This window comes from Streptomyces sp. NPDC051136, from assembly GCF_044455745.1.
Taxonomy (GTDB): Bacteria; Actinomycetota; Actinomycetes; order Streptomycetales; family Streptomycetaceae; genus Streptomyces.
Map to the genome: position 1 here is coordinate 907,733 of NZ_JBITFE010000001.1, position 15,318 is coordinate 923,050.

A 15,318-nucleotide genomic window follows, 5' to 3' on the forward strand; every position below is an offset into this window, starting at 1 on the left:
GGTGCTGCATGTCCGAGCTGTTCGACGCCGTCGACGCGCTCATCGCGTCCCGCTCCCCGTTGCCGCCCCCGGCGGAACGCAAGCGGCTGCGCCAGGCGCACGGACTGACGCTGGACGAGGTGGCCACCGCACTGCAGGTGCGGCGGGCGACGGTCAGCGGCTGGGAGGCGGGCAAGACCGAGCCGCGGCCGCCGGAGCGCGACGCATACGCCCGCATGCTCGAGCAGCTCGCCCGGCTGTACCCGGCCGGCGCCCCACTGCCGGCCGAGGACACGGCGGCCCCCGGGACACGCGCCGTTGCGGCCGCTCCCGCGGCTGCGGCGGCCTCGGCGCCTGAACCGGCCCAAGCCCGTACCGGACCCACACATTCACCCGCGCAGCCCGCGCACACCGCATCCGGCCCCGACGGCCCTGCCGCTGCACCGACTCCGGCAGTCCCGGCCAGGCCGCCGACGGCGCGCCGTCCGGCCGAGCGCAGGGCCGCTCCCGCACGCACCCCTGCCGAAGACGCCGATCCGCGTTTCGAGAACGGCCCGCTCGCGGTCGTCGACGTCGACGCGGACGGTCAGGTGCTGGCGCACTGCGTCGCAGGACTGATCCTGGACGTCACCGCGAAGTCGCTTCCGGCGCTGGTGGAGTGGATCCTGCGCGAAGGACGGCTCGGTCAGCCGAAGTTGTCGGGACCGGGCAAGGACGCCGACCCGTTGATCGTGCTGACCGAGGCCGCTTGCGAGCACTACGGCCTGCCCGTCACACTCACCCAGCAGGAGCGTCTGGCCGGGCGGCTGCCGGAGGGCCACAAGGTCATCAAGCAGCTGGCGCGGGCCCACTGGCGGCTGACGAAACGCGGGTTCGGGCCGTGGGTGCGGATCTACCGCCCCGCACCGGGCGCGGAGCGCTCCTGCGTGCAGTTGTGCATCCCCTCGTGGGACGCGCTCGATGCCCGGCACTGGGGACATGCGGGACAACTGCCGCCGGCGGAGCTCGCCCGGCTTCTCGGCACCTATGCCGACCGCGTGATGACGCCACGCGGATCGACCGCCGTGACCGGCCTGGAACTGATGACCGCCCTGCACCCGCCGACCCGCGCGTCCCAGCCGGACGCGACGGGCACGCGGCACTCCGAGCACAACCCCGGCTCGCTGGGCACGGAACCGGTGGACTGCGCGCCGTGCGAAGCCCCCGACGGGCACCCGGTCCTGGCGGACCTGCCGCGCTTCCACCGCCGCACGCCGGCCGAGGTTCTGGTGGAGGAGGCGTACGACTGGGCGCGCCCGCTCACCGACGCCGAATGTCTGCGCCCCCACCTGGTGGGCATCGACGTGAACATGGCCTTCGCCGCCGGTGCGAACGGCCTCACGGTCGGCCTGGGCGCGCCGACGCACGTCAAGAACCCCGTCTTCGATCCGAACCTGCCCGGCTCCTGGCTGGTCGACCTCGGCCACGTCGACCTGTCCCGCGTGAAGCTGGCGAAGCAGTGGACGGACCTGGACGGCGATCTGCTGCCGAGCCCGTTCACCCCGAAGGGCGAGCGCCCGACCGGCCCGGCCTGGTACGCGACACCGACCGTGGCGTACGCGGTGGAGCTGGGCTACGACGTACGCCCCGTCGAGGCGTACCTGCGCTACGACAACGGCCGCTACCTGGACGCCTGGTACAACCGGCTGCGCGATGCCTATCTCGCCACCATGGCCGACCTGGGAGTGGGCGCTGACCTGCCGCCGCACGAGTTTCTCGCGGCGATGGACGGCTACCGGCAGCGTGACCCCGAGCTGGCGGTCGTGGTCTCCGCGATCAAGGCGACGGTGAAGGGCGGCATCGGCAAGCTGCGCGAACGCCCGCGCGGGGAGGGCTGGAAGCCCGGGCAGCCGTGGCGGGCGCTCGCCCGGCCGACGTGGCGCCCCGACATCAGGGCGGCCGTCATCTCCCGTACCCGGATCAACATGCACCGCAAGATCGTCAAGCACGCCGCCTTCACCGGTGAGTACCCGGTGGCCGTCCTCTCGGACTGCGCCGTCTACGCCTCCGACGGGCCCTCCCCGCTGGACTTCCTGCCCTACCGGGACGGCAAGCCGCTGCCCGGCGGCTTCAAACTCGGAGTGAACCCGGGCCTGGTGAAGTGGGAGGGCACGCAGACGGTGCTGTGGGGCGAAGGCGTGCGCGAGCAGTTCGGCGCCCCGGAGCTCAACCTCGCCCGGTACATCAAGGACGGCACGGTCACCGACCAGGACACCGGGGAGTAGGCGGACCGCGATGAGCCTGTTCCACGACGGCCTGGACGCCGCGGTGCAGAAGGCGTTCACCCGCCCGGCACCCAAGACGGCGGGCGCGCAGATGCGCTACCTGGTCAAACAGCTGAAGGGCACCAGGGCGGTCGCCCAGATGCTGCGCATCTCCCAGCGCACCGTCGAGCGCTACGTGAAGGACCAGATCAGGAAGCCCCGGCCGGAGCTCGCCGCGCGCCTGGAGCGTGAGGTGAAGAAGCGGTGGCAGCCGCAGATCCGTGCCAGGGCGCGCCAGAAGGCGGCGAGTACGGAGGGCATCGTCATCGACACCCGTGCCCGGATCGGCTACACCGCGCCCATCGGGACGACGGACGAGGACCGGCTGCGGCACCTGACCGTGGCGCTGCCGCCGCAGTACGCCGCCCGTCTTTTCGACGCGCAGGATCGGGGCGCCGACGACCGGCAGCTCCAGCAGATCGCCGCCGAAGCGCTCAAGGAGGTGTACTTCCAGGACGACGGTCGCCGTGCAGGCCAACTGGAAGAAGTTCGCTTCACGGACATCGAGCACCTGGAGTTCGATCTCTGACCCGGCCCGGCACGACGGGCTCGACAGGCCGGCCTGCCGATCCGAAGCGCGACGGACGTCACCGAAGCAGGGCTGCTGCCACCACCGCCGGCAGGAGCCGGTTCGGCCGTTGGTGAAACGGCGCTTCCGCGGCGCGGGCGTCCCGGTATTTTCCCGGCATGGTTGATCATCACGCGATTCACGTGGAGGGCGTCCGGCTGGCCTATCAGGCCTCGGGACCGTCGGACGCTCCGCCGCTCGTCATGTTGCACGCGCTGGGTGAGGATGCCACGGACTGGGACGTCGTGGCGCCCGTCTTCGCCCGCAGCCGGCGTGTCTACGCTCTCGACCTCCGCGGTCACGGCCGGAGTGACTGGCCGGGGGAGTACTCGCTGCAACGCATGCGGGACGACGTGCTCGGATTCCTGGACGCACTGGCACTTGACCGGGTGGACCTGCTGGGGCACTCGATGGGAGGGGTCGTTGCCTACCTGCTCGCCGAGGACTGTCCGCAGCGTGTGGACCGGCTCGTCCTGGAGGACGTTCCGATCCCGCGGCCGCGGGAACAGACCACTCCGACCAGGCCGGACGGGAAGCTGACGTTCGACTGGGACATGGTGCTGGCTATCAAGCGGCAAATCGACACGCCGGACGAAAAATGGCTGCAGCGCCTCAGCAGGATCACCGCCAAGACCCTTGTCGTGGCCGGCGGGCCACGCAGTCACGTGCCCCAGGACGGCATCGCCGAGCTGGCCCGTCGTGTTCCTGACGGGCGAGTCGTCACCATCGCGGCCGGCCATTTGATCCACTCGTCCCGACCGAAGGAGTTCGCGCAGACCATCATGGAGTTCCTGCTGTCGGAGGAGGAACCCTGCCCCGTACCGGAAGGATGAGACGCGGCAGCCACCGGCTTGCTGCCACCGGACACCGGAGCACTCTCCCATTGCAGGAACGCTGCGCACGTTGGCTCCAGCAGGTCAGGCAGGTCAGGCAGGTCAGGCAGGTCAGGCAGGTCAGGCAGTAATGCCCTCGCGCCGTGTCCGAAGGGGCACCGCGGGTGGCCGATCACACCCAGCCGAAGAGGATGCGGAAAACGCCAGGTTCGGACAGGTGAGCTTGTGCCAAGATCGCGGGATGTTGCGACTCACCGACTTCATCATCGACTGTCCGGACACGATGGAGCTGGCGGCCTTCTACTCCGCGGTGACGGGCCGTCCGGTCAAGGAAGACAGCTCGCCGGACTGGGCAGGCATCCGGTTCGGCGAGATCGAGCTGGCGTTCATCCGGGTGGATGACTACCGCGCTCCCCAGTGGCCCGATACGGAGCACCCCAAGCAGTTCCACATCGACTTCGAAGTGGACGACATCGAGTCCGAAAGCAGGCGCGTCGTCGCCCTCGGCGCGACGCTGAAGCAGGACTTCATCGGCCCCAACGGTTATGGCTGGCAGGTCTTCACGGACCCGATCGGGCACCCCTTCTGCCTGTGCCGCAACAAGGGCGTCATCTGGGGTGATCAGGGACCGGTCTGGCCCGAGCGCGGCTAGCCCGCCTCCTTCGGCGCTCGACTGGGTCGGGCTGGTCGACTCCGACGCTGTTCGTGCTCACCAGCACGCCGCCGGGGCCCGCCAGGCAGAGCCCCGGTGGGCGAGCCGGAAGATCCTGCCCCGGGACGGTCCCGCGGTGGGCCGGCCCGCCGGACTCCAGGACGAGCGCCTACCCGAGGTCGTGAACAGGGCGGACGCTGCCTGAGGCGGCCGAGTCCCGACGGAACAACGCGGTCCACAGGAAGGTCACGCCGAACAGTGGTGATTCGCGCGGCTCGTGCCGCATGCGGCGCAGTTCGACCTCCGTCAGACCGGAGAAGATCCGCCGCAGTGCTTCGGGCGTGTAGGCGAGGCCACCCTGCAGATCGCGCTCGCGGTAGAGGTCCACGTCGGGAAGCTCCGACCCCATGCCCTGCTCGCCGGCGGCGAAGCTGGTGAGCGCGAGGTGCCCGCCCGGGGCCAGAACACGGTCGAGAAGGGCCAGGTAGCTGATGCGGCGGTGCGGCGGCAGGTGGTGGAAGCATCCCGAGTCGACGACCAGGTCGTACGGCTCGGTCAACTCGGTGGTGGACAAGGCGAAGGCGTCACCGCAGAAGAAGCGGACGCCGACTCCCGCCTGTCGAGCCCGGTCCTCGGCCCAGGCTACGGCCGCCGGGGAGAGGTCGACGGCGTCCACCTCGAAGCCGTGCGACGCGAGGTGCAGGGCGTTGCGCCCCGCCCCGCACCCCAGGTCCAGCGCACGACCCGGAGCGATCAGCCCCCGGTCGAGGTACGCGACCAGATTCTCGTCCGGCTTCGCCTCGAAGAACGGGACCGGCCTCGACCGGTCGGCGTAGAAGCGGTCCCAGAAGTCCTTGCCGTCGCCGGTCCCCAAGCGGCCGGCCTCGGATGCGGATGTGAAGAGCCCGTCCAAAAGCGCGAGAAGGTCCTCGACGGTGCGCACGGTCCGGTCCACCCGGCCCCCTTTCGACAAGGTCGATCATAGGAACGAGGAGGGTAAAAGACCAGGTCAAGTGGCCGATCGCGGTAGCTGGAACGGGCTGCTGCGAGCCCCCCGAGGTACCCGACAGGCTCCCCCTTCCGGGCCCCCGCCCCGAGGCCGCCCAGCCGTCCGTCAGGAGTCGGAACGGGTCCGTCCAGGGCTGCGGCAGGGACAGCATTTCGACGAGTTTCCGGCAGCGCGCCCCAGGACGAACGTCGCGCGGTACGGCAAGGAGCAACGCCACGACCGACAAGGTGTTTTGCGTCAGAGCGCGGCCAGAGCGCGGTCGAGGAGCGGGAGCAGGCGGTCCCAGTGAAGCTGCAACGCGGCGGGGTTGAAGGCATCGGTGTCGGCCATGGTGAAACCGTGGACGGTGCCGGGGTAGATCTCCGAGGTGTAGTCGACACCCGCGGCGTCCAGGACCTGGTTGAGTTCGGCGAGAGCCTCGGGTGTCAGGTCGGTTGCGGCGTGGCCGAAATGGACCTGAGCCGTGAGTCGGCGCAGGCTGTCGGGCCCGGCGGCGCCCACGGGGGCATGGAATCCGGCGACGGCGGCCACTCGGCCGGGGTGGGCGACGGCGGTGCGCACCGCCAGGAGACCGCCTATGCAGTAGCCGGTCACCGCGACGGGTCCGGCGCTGACCTCGGGCTGAGCGGTCAGGCAGCCGAGGTAGGCGTCGGCGTCGCGCAGGGTCCGCTCGACGGTATGTCCCTCGATCAGCGGCATCAGCCGGCTCATCAACTCGTTCCGCGTCTCTTCTCCGATGTGCTCGGGAAGTTCGACCACAGGCGCCGGGCCGTGCCGGTAGAAGAAGTTGGGGACGAGTACGTAGTACCCATGGCCGGCCAGTTCGCGGGCCATCTCCCGCACCACGGGCCGGATGCCGAAGCCGTCCGCGTACATCAGCACCCCCGGGTGCTGCTTGCCGTCGTCGGGAAAGGCGGCGAAGGTATCGGCCTGGCCGTCCGGGGTGGGAATCTGCAGCATCTTGGTGGGCATGAACTCTCCTGTCGTGGTTGATGTCTCCTGCGATCAACACGACGGAGGCGGAGCCCGCGCAGCAGCGCAGGGACCTCGGTCGAACGTCGGGCCCGCACCGGCCCGTACGGCACTCAGAGGAGCACCGGGTCACCGATCCGTGTGTGGCGCGAGGCCGTCCCGGTAGTCATCCCCACAACCTAGTCCACCGAACGAAGGCGACGCCACCACCTCAGTGCACCGTGCGACTCGCGAACCCGTATGCCTTGGCCCTCGTCCCGTCTCCCTGTCTCACTTTCCGGCCTGGCGGGCGCAGTGGTGGGCGACGGTGTCGGCGAAGGCGCGGGCCAGTGGGGAGAGCGCGTCCCAGCGTCGGACGGCCCAGCCCGCGGTGAGCGCGGGGAGGGCCGGGATCGGGATCAGTCGCAGGTCGGGGTGGCCGGACCCGGTCCACTCTGGCAGGGTGGGAACGACCGCGTGACCGAGCCCGAGCTCGGCCAGCAGGATCGCGGTGTCCCAGTCGGTGACACTGGTGTCGAAGACGGGCCTGATCCCCGATTCGGCGAGCCGCGAGCCCAGTTGGACACGCGCGGTCGAGTTCTCGGGCAGGCCGATGAGCCGGGCATCCTGCAGGTCGGCGGGCTCGATGAACGACTTGGCGGCGAGCGGGTCGTCGGCCGCGACGGCGAGTGACCAGGGCAGGTGGACGACGGGACGCTGCTCCACGGCGCTGCCTGCCGACCGCAGGGTGATCCAGGCGAGGTCCACCGCACCGGCGGCAAGCGCGTCGAAGCAGCCACGGCTGGACGTCTCGGTCTGGAATTCGAGGCTGGCTCGCGGAAAGCGTCGGCGGAAGTCGACCACGGCAGCGGCCATGAAGTGCCGGACGGTCGTGGCCCCGGTGGTGACGCGTACCGATCCGCCTTCCGCGCGGGCGAGTTCCTCGATCCGGCGCACGGCCTCGTCGATGCGCCCCAGTCCCTCGGTCACCGCCGTATGGAGCAGACGCCCCGCCGAGGTCGGCGCGATCCCGCGCGGGTGGCGTTCGAGCAGACTGAGCCCCATCTTCCGCTCGAGTCGCTTCACATGCTGGCTGACGGCCGACTGCGTGCAGCCCAGGTCACGGGCGGCGGCGCTGAGGGAACCGGTTCGGCAGACCACGGCGAAGACACGGAGATCGTCAAGTGTCACGAGACCTAAGCTTAGGCTGGGGTGTCTGCCAGCAAGGTCGTGGATTGACTTGGATCACGCCAGGTTCGATCATCGTGTTGGGCCCAGGGCGGCAACCCGCTCACTGTCTCTTCCGCAATCCGGATGCGGACGTGACGTGCGCGGGTGCCGACCCGCCACGGCCCCGACCGGCCACCCCGTCCCGGCTGCCCGGTCCCCGGACTCGTCGGTTCCCGGACAGGAGCACACATGAGCACAACCAGGACGACCGTGGCGATTCTCGGCCCGGGCGGCGTCGGCGGTCTGGTGGGCGCGCTGCTCGCCCGTGCCGGACACCGCGTCGTCTGCCTGGCGGGGGAGCAGACCGCCGCCGTGCTGCGCCGGGACGGTCTGCGCGTCGAGAGCAACCGGTACGGGAAGTTCACCGCGGCGGTGGAGTCCGACACCGAGTTGCGCGAGCCGGTGGACGCGGTCTTCGTGACGGTCAAGCAGACCGCGCTCGCCGATGCCCTCGACCGCATCCCGGTCGACGTGCTCGGCACGGCGGTCGTGGTCCCGCTGCTCAACGGCATCGACCATCTCCCCATGCTCCGCGAGCGCTTCCCGGCCGCCCGGGTCGTCGCGGGCACCATCCGGGTGGAGGCCACCCGCACGGCGCCCGGCCGCGTCGCCCACACCAGCCCGTTCGCCGACATCGAACTCGCCGCTCCCGCGGACGACTTCACGGAACTGCTGCGCCAGGCCGGCCTGGGCGTGACGGCCCGGGCGAACGAGAGCGCCATGCTCTGGGACAAGCTGGCCTTCCTCGCCCCGTTCGCGCTGCTGACCACCCGCCACCAGACCGACGTCGGTACCGTGCGCGATCAGCACCGGCCCGAACTGCTCACCGTTCTGGACGAGATCGCGGCCGTGGCCCATGCCGCCGGAGCACCGGTCACCGCGGAGAAGCTGCTCTCCTTCTTCGACCGGGTCCCCGGGACGATGAGGTCCTCGATGCAGCGCGACGCGGAGGCCGGCCGCCCGCTCGAACTCGACGCCATCGGCGGCGCCGTCCTGCGTGCCGGAGCCGTCCACGGCATCGCCCTGCCGGCTGTCACCCGACTGGTCGCCGAGGTGGCACAGTCCGCCGCAAAGCCGGTGGCGTGACCGGGCGGCTTTCCCGCGCGCCGCGCCGACGGGTGCGGGGCGCTGTGTCCACGTGCTGGATCCCGGGTTGTACCACGCTCACCCCTGGCCGTGGCTCAGCCAATGAGCGATGTCGGCGACAGCGGCGGGATCGACATGCTGCGGAGCTCCGTACTCGGCGGGGGTCGACGGTCCGGCGCCGGGGAAGAACAGATGGTTGTCGGCTTCGTAGATCCGGATATCGACATCCGGGCGGTCAGCCAGGCTTGTCCGCCATCGCACCAGGTCGTCCGCGACCGTGACCTGGTAGTCGCGTCCTCCTTGGAGGATGAGCATCGGCTTGCCGAGTGTGGCCGCGATCGCGACCGGGTCGTAGTCACGCAGTTCGAGCCAGTACGGCGCGGACAGGCCGAACGGCAGATCCGCCGAGGGGGTCGAGGGTGTGAGGTCCGCGCTGTCGACAAGAGCGGCTTGCCGTTGGAAGGTCTCGACGACCGCGGGTGGGACCTGGTCGGGAAGCACGGTGGCGAGATGGCTGACGACGCGGACAGCGGCGTGGTGCATCGGCTGCGTGTCGCCGGCCATGATCACCAGACCCGCCACCGCGGGTGCGGCGACGGCGACGGCGGGGGCGACCTTGCCGCCCATGCTGTGGCCGAGGACGAAGACCCGCTCGGGGTCCACCGAGGGATGGCTACCGAGCAGACCGACCGCATCGACGGCGTGCGGTACGTACTCCTGCGTCATCGTCAGGTCCGGTGCCGCGGCCGCGTCGCGGTGGGCGTAGGTCGCCTTGTCGAAGCGCAGCACCGTCGTCCCGCGACTGGCGAGCCCCCAGGCCAGGTCCTTGAGCGGCTTGTTCGGTCCACTGGTCTCATCGCGGTCGAACGGCCCACCACCGGCGAGCAGCACCACGCCGGGGCCGGGGGCCTGTCCGCGCGGAACGCTCACCGTGCCCGACACCGCGCGCGGGCCGGTGCCGACGGTGACCTCGTGCTCGCTGAAGCGGCGGGGCTCGGCGTAGGGCGGTGGCATCCAAGCGGGTTCTGAGCCGGTTATGGACTCGGGTGCAGCGCCGTCAGGCATCCCATCACAACCTTTCTCAAGGGATGCGAACGGTAACATGACGTGAGATCGTTGTGGGATGGATGCATTCGAACTCTTGGCCCACCCGGTGCGGTTGCGAGTGGTTCATGCGATGCGCGGCGGCAGGGAACTGACCACCGCGGAACTGTGCGATCGCATTCGGGACGTCTCGAAGGCCACGGTGTACCGGCACGTCGACCTGCTCGCAGCCGCCGGGGTCCTGGAAGTCGCCCAGGAACGACGTGTGCGTGGCGCGGTCGAGCGCCACTACCGGCTGCGCGGCGACCGCGCCGGGATCAATACGGACACGGTCCATTCGCTCTCGCCCGACGACCATCGCCACGCGTTCGCTGCCGCTCTGGCAGTCCTGACTGCCGAATTCACCGCGTACCTCGACCGCGACACGGCCGACCCGGTAGCCGACTTGGTCGGATACCGGCAGCACGCCGTCTGGCTCAGCTCGGCCGAACTGCGCGAGATGATCGACGGGATGCGGGAGGCGATCGCCCCCCACCTGGCCAACGAGCCGTCACCCGACCGCACGCAGTACCTCATCAGCCCGATCCTCTTCCCCGTCGAAGCGCCACCGACCGGGACCGACGCCGAGGACACCGCGACGGGCCGACCAGAGTCAGGAACCCGGTAGCTGAGCACACCACTTACCCGTCGCCCCATGCAGTCATCCCGCTCTCCATGCGTCACATCCGCGGCTCGGCGTCGACTCCGCGACCACCTGTGAGACGGGCCTGACGCACGGCCGATCAGTGCGCTCGGGCCGCCGGTCGGGGGCGTCGCCGTCAGTGGTTGGCGAAGACTTTGCGCTTGGCTGATTCCGTGTGCCGGAGACCCTTCCTGAGAAGGGCAGAAAGGTATCGCGAACGCAAAGTGTGGCCGAAAGTCAGAGATGTCATGCGACCTCTCCGTCACGGCCGCATTGACCTCGCCTACTCGCGTGACGCACGCTCAAAATGTAGATGGCAACTACAACTGGTTCGCCTTCGGTCTGCTCGCAGTCGCAAAACAGCTGTGCGTGCGGGGCTGCCTGGCGGACCGGACGCAGGAGGTAGCGTATGTGCGGCATCACCGGCTGGGTCTCCTTCGACCGCGATCTCGGCTCCGAGAAGGCGGCGCTGGACGCGATGACCGAGACGATGGCCTGTCGCGGACCCGACGACCGTGGCGTCTGGGCGCAAGGACCCGCCGCGCTCGGCCACCGCAGGCTCGCCATCATCGACCTGCCCGGCGGCCGGCAGCCGATGAGCGTCGACACCCCCCACGGCACGGTGGCGCTCGTCTACTCGGGAGAGACGTACAACTTCACCGAGCTCCGACGGGAACTCACGGACCGCGGACACCGGTTCACCACCGACTCCGACACCGAGGTCGTGCTGCGCGGCTACCTCGAATGGGGTGACACCCTTCCCGAGCGTCTGAACGGCATGTACGCCTTCGCCCTCTGGGACGGTCGCGAGAACAAGCTGGTCATGGTCCGCGACCGCATGGGCATCAAGCCGTTCTACTACCACCCGACGGCTGACGGCGTCCTGTTCGGCTCCGAGCCCAAGGCGATCCTCGCCCATCCACTGGCCCGCCGACGGGTCCGGCTCGACGGGCTGCGGGAACTCTTCACCATGATCAAGACACCCGGTCACGCCGTTTGGGATGGCATGCGCGAGGTCGAACCGGGCACCGTCGTCACGGTCGACCACGCGGGCGTGCACCAGCGTCGCTACTGGGAGTTGGAGACCCGCCCGCACACGGACGGCAGGGACGCCACCGTCGCGTACGTCCGCTCGCTCCTCGACGACATCGTGCGCCGTCAGCTCGTCGCCGACGTGCCCCGTTGCACCCTGCTCTCCGGCGGACTGGACTCCTCCGCGATGACCGCGCTCGCAGCCCGGCAGCTGGGTGAACACGGCGAAAAAGTACGTAGTTTCGCCGTGGACTTCGCGGGTCAGACCGAGAACTTCATCGCCGACGAACTCCGAGGCACCCCCGACACCCCCTTCGTCCACGACGTCGCTCGCGCCTCGGGCACCGACCACCAGGACATAGTGCTGGACGCCCAGGCCCTCGCCGACCCGGAGATCCGCGCCAGGGTCATCCGCGCCCGGGACCTGCCGGCCGGCCTCGGCGACATGGACGCCTCCTTGTACCTGCTCTTCCGGTCGATCCGCGACCACTCCACCGTGGCCCTGTCCGGCGAGTCCGCCGACGAGGTCTTCGGCGGCTACCTGCAGTTCTTCGACGAGGAAGCACGCCGTGCCGACACCTTCCCCTGGCTGGTGTCGATGAGCCGCCACATGGGGGAGGACACAGACGTACTGCGTCCCGGCCTGGCGGCGAAACTGGATCTGCCCGCGTACGTGGCCGACGGCTACCGCGACGCCGTGGCCGGCATCCGGCGCCTGGAAGGCGAGAGCGACTTCGAGTACCGGATGCGCCGGATCTGCCACCTCCACCTGACCCGCTTCGTACGCATCCTGCTCGACCGCAAGGACCGTGCCAGCATGGCCGTCGGCCTGGAGGTCCGCGTACCCTTCTGCGACCACCGGCTCGTCGAATACGTGTACAACACTCCCTGGGCGCTGAAGTCCTTCGACGGCCGGGAGAAGACCCTGCTGCGCGAGGCCACCGCGGACGTGTTGCCGAAGTCCGTGTACGACCGGGTCAAGAGCCCCTACCCGTCCACTCAGGACCCCAAGTACGCGGCAGCCCTCCAGGACCAGGCCAAGGACCTGCTCACCCGTACCGGCCACCCCGTCTTCGACCTCGTCGACCCCGACAGCCTACGGCGAGCCGCCGAGCGGGAGACGCCGATGAGCGGCCAGGCGGACCGGCGCGGCCTGGAACGTGCCCTCGACCTCGCCCTGTGGCTGGACCTCTACCGGCCGGAACTCGTCCTCAGCTGAACGACTCGGCCCCCGGGGGAGCGCCTGCCGACGCGCCTCCCCGGGAGCCATGCCCCGGCAGACCGGCGTATCCGACGGCTCACGTGTTACCTGGATCGCGTTGAGGTTCGCCCGCAACTTCCACGCCGCACATCCGAGCCCGCAACGACGCCTCAGGGGCCTGAGAAGCCGGCTCGGCCTCCTCGGAAATCGGCTTGTGGGCAAGAAGGCTGGCGATCTTCCATGTCAGCTTCTCGTCGGGCTCCTGCACCAGCTGAGCGTCGACCGCGAACCCGGCCAGGTTCAGCACCCGCGCAAGCCGGCCTGGAGGCAGGCGATAGGACTCGAAGGACACGGGCAGACCGCCGTAGGCCTGCGCAGGACGACGGCGCTCACCAGAACCGACATGGCTCACGAGGAGAAGATGGCCACCGGGTGCCAGGGTGCGGTGAAACTCGGCGCACACGAGCGGCAGCAGCTCGGGAGGCGTGTGATGGATGGAGTAGAAGGCCAGGATGCCGCCGAGCACGTCGTCTGCGAACGGCAGGGCGGTGATGGATCCCACGGAGAAGGGCAAGTGCGGGAAAGCGGTGCGCGCCAGCTCGATCATCCTGGGGGACACGTCGATGCCGATCGGGGACACCCCGAGCCCGGCGAGGTGCGCCGTCACTTTGCCCGGGCCGCAGCCCAGGTCCGCGACCGGTCCTCGCTCAGATGCCTGTACGAGTTCGGCGAACGCGGTCAGCACCGAGCGTGACAACGGGTCCAGCTCTGTTGGGGACTTGACGAGGGCGGCGTAGGCGTCGGCCACGGTGTCGTACGACTCCCGGACCTCAGCCAGGTAAGAGGGCTCAGTCACGTGGCGAATCTAGAGGCCTGCACTGACAACGCCACTGGTCGGGCGGGCGCGGGCACCGGCCTACCGGTGCCCGCACCTCAGAGGTGTCAACTGGCCCAGACCTCGGCCTCTTCGGCCGGAACGGTGGTGGCCAGGCCCAGCTCCTTGCGGGCGGCGACCGACTTGTTCGGGTCGATGCCGGTGAACGCCGGGTCGTAGGCGGCGTAGAACGTGTCGGCGTCGGCGGCGTCCGCGGCCTTCTTCCAGTCGCCGGCCGCCTTCGTCAGCGTCGTCCGGAGCGCGCCGACCTCGGCGCCGTCGATGCCGTTCAGCCCCTCGACGTGGGTCTGGAGAGCGTCCGCGACCGCCTTGGCCTGCGCCTTGTAACCGGGCAGGTCGGCCTCGACGGTGTCCTTCTCGGGCTGGTTCGCCCACAGGGCCTCGTACACCGCGTTGGTTCCCTTGAGGTACGTGAGCTGCTCGGGCTTCAGGGACTTCGCGGTGTTCAGCGTGCCGCTCAGCGTGCCCTTGCCGGCGGTGTAGGTACAGCTCACCGAGCGGTCGCCCGTCGCCCAGCTCTGCGCGGTCGGGGTGTAGTAGAAGAGCTCGGCGCCCTTGGGGAGCGCCCAGGTGTCCGGGGCGTACTTCTGCGCCTCGACCGGGCAGCGGGTGTCCGCGACTGCCGAGACCTCGTCGTCGCCGGGGTACTTCTTACCCTCGTCCATCGAGAACTCGCCCACGACCTGACCTTCGTGCGCCTCGTCGCAGGGCACGATCTCGACGGTGTACGCCGTCCCCTCAGCCTTGCCGAACGGGTTGTAGCAGTCACCGGTGTCCAACGAGAACACCGAGCGCTGGCGGGCCACCTTCTTCGCCCCGTCCTTGGCGCTGTCGACGGCGTCGTTGACGTCCGAGCACCCCACCGCGCCAAGCGCAAGCAGGGCGGCAACGGCGGATATGCCGTGAAGGGAACGATAGGGGGCACGGGCAGTCATGACGTGTACATCCTCTTACTGGATCTTTACGACGGGCATGCGGATCGTATGCCATCTCGGTGCCCGATCGTGGCCCGGCGGCTCGGGGGCAGGCCCTCACCTCATCGAGTATCAGACTCGGGACCGGCCGCGAAGGTTGTACGGCACGGAGTCGACTGCATCGGTCCCGCCGACCGGGCACGGGTCCGCGTTGCGCCGGCTGCGACAACGGCTCCGACCGGCTCACCGAGTCCGCCTCGCCCAGGGCCTGGGGCTTCCCGGGCGGCGTCAGGGGCTCCAAGCGACGGCGTCCACCGGCTGTGCCGACGGTGGCGGTAGCCCCGACGTGAGCCGAGCCGCGCAGGCATCCGCCCCGGCCGCGCGCGGACTCGCCGGTCATCCGCGCGCTCCGGCACCCGGGGGCAGGACCTCGGAGGACATCTCACTCAACACGCTACTTGGAAAAACCAAGTGCCCATGGCTACGCTGGCACGCCATGATCGTCAACAGCGGGAACAACGGGTACGAGCTCTCCATAGACCCCGATCGCCTCGACGTGGATCTGGTGCACCGATGGCTGTCGACCGATGCGTTCTGGGCTCTTGGGCGCACCCGGGAAACAGTCGAGGAGCCGATGCGCGGCTCACTCGACTTCGCCGTCTACGAGGTCACCGGTGACCAGGTCGCCTATGCCCGTGTGGTCACCGACCGCGCCACGTTCGCCTGGCTGTGCGATGTCTACGTCGCTCCTGCCCACCGCGGCAAGGGACTGGGGACATGGCTTGCCACGGCAATTCGTGACCACCTCGCCCCCTGTCGACTCAAGCGCGTGCTCCTCTCGACGCGCGACGCGCACGAGGCCTACGCGAGGGCCGGCTTCGTGCCCGTTCCGCAGCCCGAGAGCCTCATGATCTTGAATGAGCCAGAGTGAGGGGTGCA

At 69.8% G+C, this 15,318-nt stretch carries 14 protein-coding genes; 8 read left to right on the top strand and 6 right to left on the bottom strand.

Annotated elements, in window-relative coordinates:
• Positions 1–8 precede the first annotated feature (8 nt).
• The 4 genes from tap to ACIBCJ_RS04020 all read left to right on the top strand — a co-directional run bounded on the left by tap (position 9) and on the right by ACIBCJ_RS04020 (position 4,335).
• Positions 9–2,243, top strand: a complete 2,235-nt coding sequence (gene tap, locus ACIBCJ_RS04005; RefSeq protein ID WP_365978571.1) for a telomere-associated protein Tap — start codon at positions 9–11, stop codon at positions 2,241–2,243.
• 10 nt (positions 2,244–2,253) lie between these two features.
• Complete coding sequence (tpg, locus tag ACIBCJ_RS04010) at positions 2,254–2,811, top strand: telomere-protecting terminal protein Tpg (RefSeq protein WP_365978570.1); 558 nt, start codon at positions 2,254–2,256, stop codon at positions 2,809–2,811.
• Between the two features lie 158 nt (positions 2,812–2,969).
• Complete coding sequence (locus tag ACIBCJ_RS04015; protein ID WP_365978569.1) at positions 2,970–3,683, top strand: alpha/beta hydrolase; 714 nt, start codon at positions 2,970–2,972, stop codon at positions 3,681–3,683.
• A 241-nt stretch (positions 3,684–3,924) separates the two neighbouring features.
• Positions 3,925–4,335: a VOC family protein gene (locus ACIBCJ_RS04020; RefSeq protein ID WP_362098526.1), complete on the top strand. Its 411-nt coding sequence runs from the start codon at positions 3,925–3,927 to the stop codon at positions 4,333–4,335.
• 169 nt (positions 4,336–4,504) lie between these two features.
• Here the strand turns inward: ACIBCJ_RS04020 and ACIBCJ_RS04025 are convergent, their stop codons facing one another.
• The 3 genes from ACIBCJ_RS04025 to ACIBCJ_RS04035 all read right to left on the bottom strand — a co-directional run bounded on the left by ACIBCJ_RS04025 (position 4,505) and on the right by ACIBCJ_RS04035 (position 7,486).
• Positions 4,505–5,290 (bottom strand): class I SAM-dependent methyltransferase, encoded by a 786-nt coding sequence (locus ACIBCJ_RS04025; RefSeq protein WP_362509466.1) that lies wholly within the window; start codon positions 5,288–5,290, stop codon positions 4,505–4,507.
• A 291-nt stretch (positions 5,291–5,581) separates the two neighbouring features.
• Entirely contained in the window at positions 5,582–6,316 is a 735-nt protein-coding gene (locus ACIBCJ_RS04030; RefSeq protein WP_362509469.1) for a dienelactone hydrolase family protein, read from the bottom strand.
• 270 nt (positions 6,317–6,586) lie between these two features.
• Positions 6,587–7,486: a LysR family transcriptional regulator gene (locus ACIBCJ_RS04035; RefSeq protein WP_365978568.1), complete on the bottom strand. Its 900-nt coding sequence runs from the start codon at positions 7,484–7,486 to the stop codon at positions 6,587–6,589.
• 228 nt (positions 7,487–7,714) lie between these two features.
• On the opposite strand from ACIBCJ_RS04035, the gene ACIBCJ_RS04040 reads away from it, so the two are divergent.
• Entirely contained in the window at positions 7,715–8,611 is an 897-nt protein-coding gene (locus ACIBCJ_RS04040) for a 2-dehydropantoate 2-reductase (RefSeq protein WP_365978567.1), read from the top strand.
• 78 nt (positions 8,612–8,689) lie between these two features.
• Here ACIBCJ_RS04040 and ACIBCJ_RS04045 read toward each other — a convergent pair whose 3' ends face one another.
• Positions 8,690–9,625 (bottom strand): alpha/beta fold hydrolase, encoded by a 936-nt coding sequence (locus ACIBCJ_RS04045; RefSeq protein ID WP_365978566.1) that lies wholly within the window; start codon positions 9,623–9,625, stop codon positions 8,690–8,692.
• A gap of 109 nt (positions 9,626–9,734) precedes the next feature.
• On the opposite strand from ACIBCJ_RS04045, the gene ACIBCJ_RS04050 reads away from it, so the two are divergent.
• Together ACIBCJ_RS04050 and asnB are read left to right on the top strand one after the other, a co-directional pair.
• Positions 9,735–10,322 carry a helix-turn-helix domain-containing protein gene (locus tag ACIBCJ_RS04050; protein WP_365978565.1) on the top strand — a complete coding sequence of 196 codons (588 nt, stop codon included), beginning with the start codon at positions 9,735–9,737 and terminating at the stop codon, positions 10,320–10,322.
• Positions 10,323–10,746: 424 nt separating this feature from the next.
• Complete coding sequence (gene asnB, locus ACIBCJ_RS04055; protein WP_365978564.1) at positions 10,747–12,588, top strand: asparagine synthase (glutamine-hydrolyzing); 1,842 nt, start codon at positions 10,747–10,749, stop codon at positions 12,586–12,588.
• 79 nt (positions 12,589–12,667) lie between these two features.
• Here the strand turns inward: asnB and ACIBCJ_RS04060 are convergent, their stop codons facing one another.
• Positions 12,668–13,426 (bottom strand): class I SAM-dependent methyltransferase, encoded by a 759-nt coding sequence (locus tag ACIBCJ_RS04060; RefSeq protein ID WP_362098551.1) that lies wholly within the window; start codon positions 13,424–13,426, stop codon positions 12,668–12,670.
• Positions 13,427–13,512: 86 nt separating this feature from the next.
• Positions 13,513–14,400, bottom strand: a complete 888-nt coding sequence (locus ACIBCJ_RS04065; RefSeq protein ID WP_365978563.1) for a septum formation family protein — start codon at positions 14,398–14,400, stop codon at positions 13,513–13,515.
• A 475-nt stretch (positions 14,401–14,875) separates the two neighbouring features.
• On the opposite strand from ACIBCJ_RS04065, the gene ACIBCJ_RS04070 reads away from it, so the two are divergent.
• Positions 14,876–15,310, top strand: coding sequence for a GNAT family N-acetyltransferase (locus tag ACIBCJ_RS04070; RefSeq protein ID WP_365978562.1), 435 nt, complete (start codon positions 14,876–14,878; stop codon positions 15,308–15,310).
• The last annotated feature ends 8 nt before the right edge of the window (positions 15,311–15,318 follow it).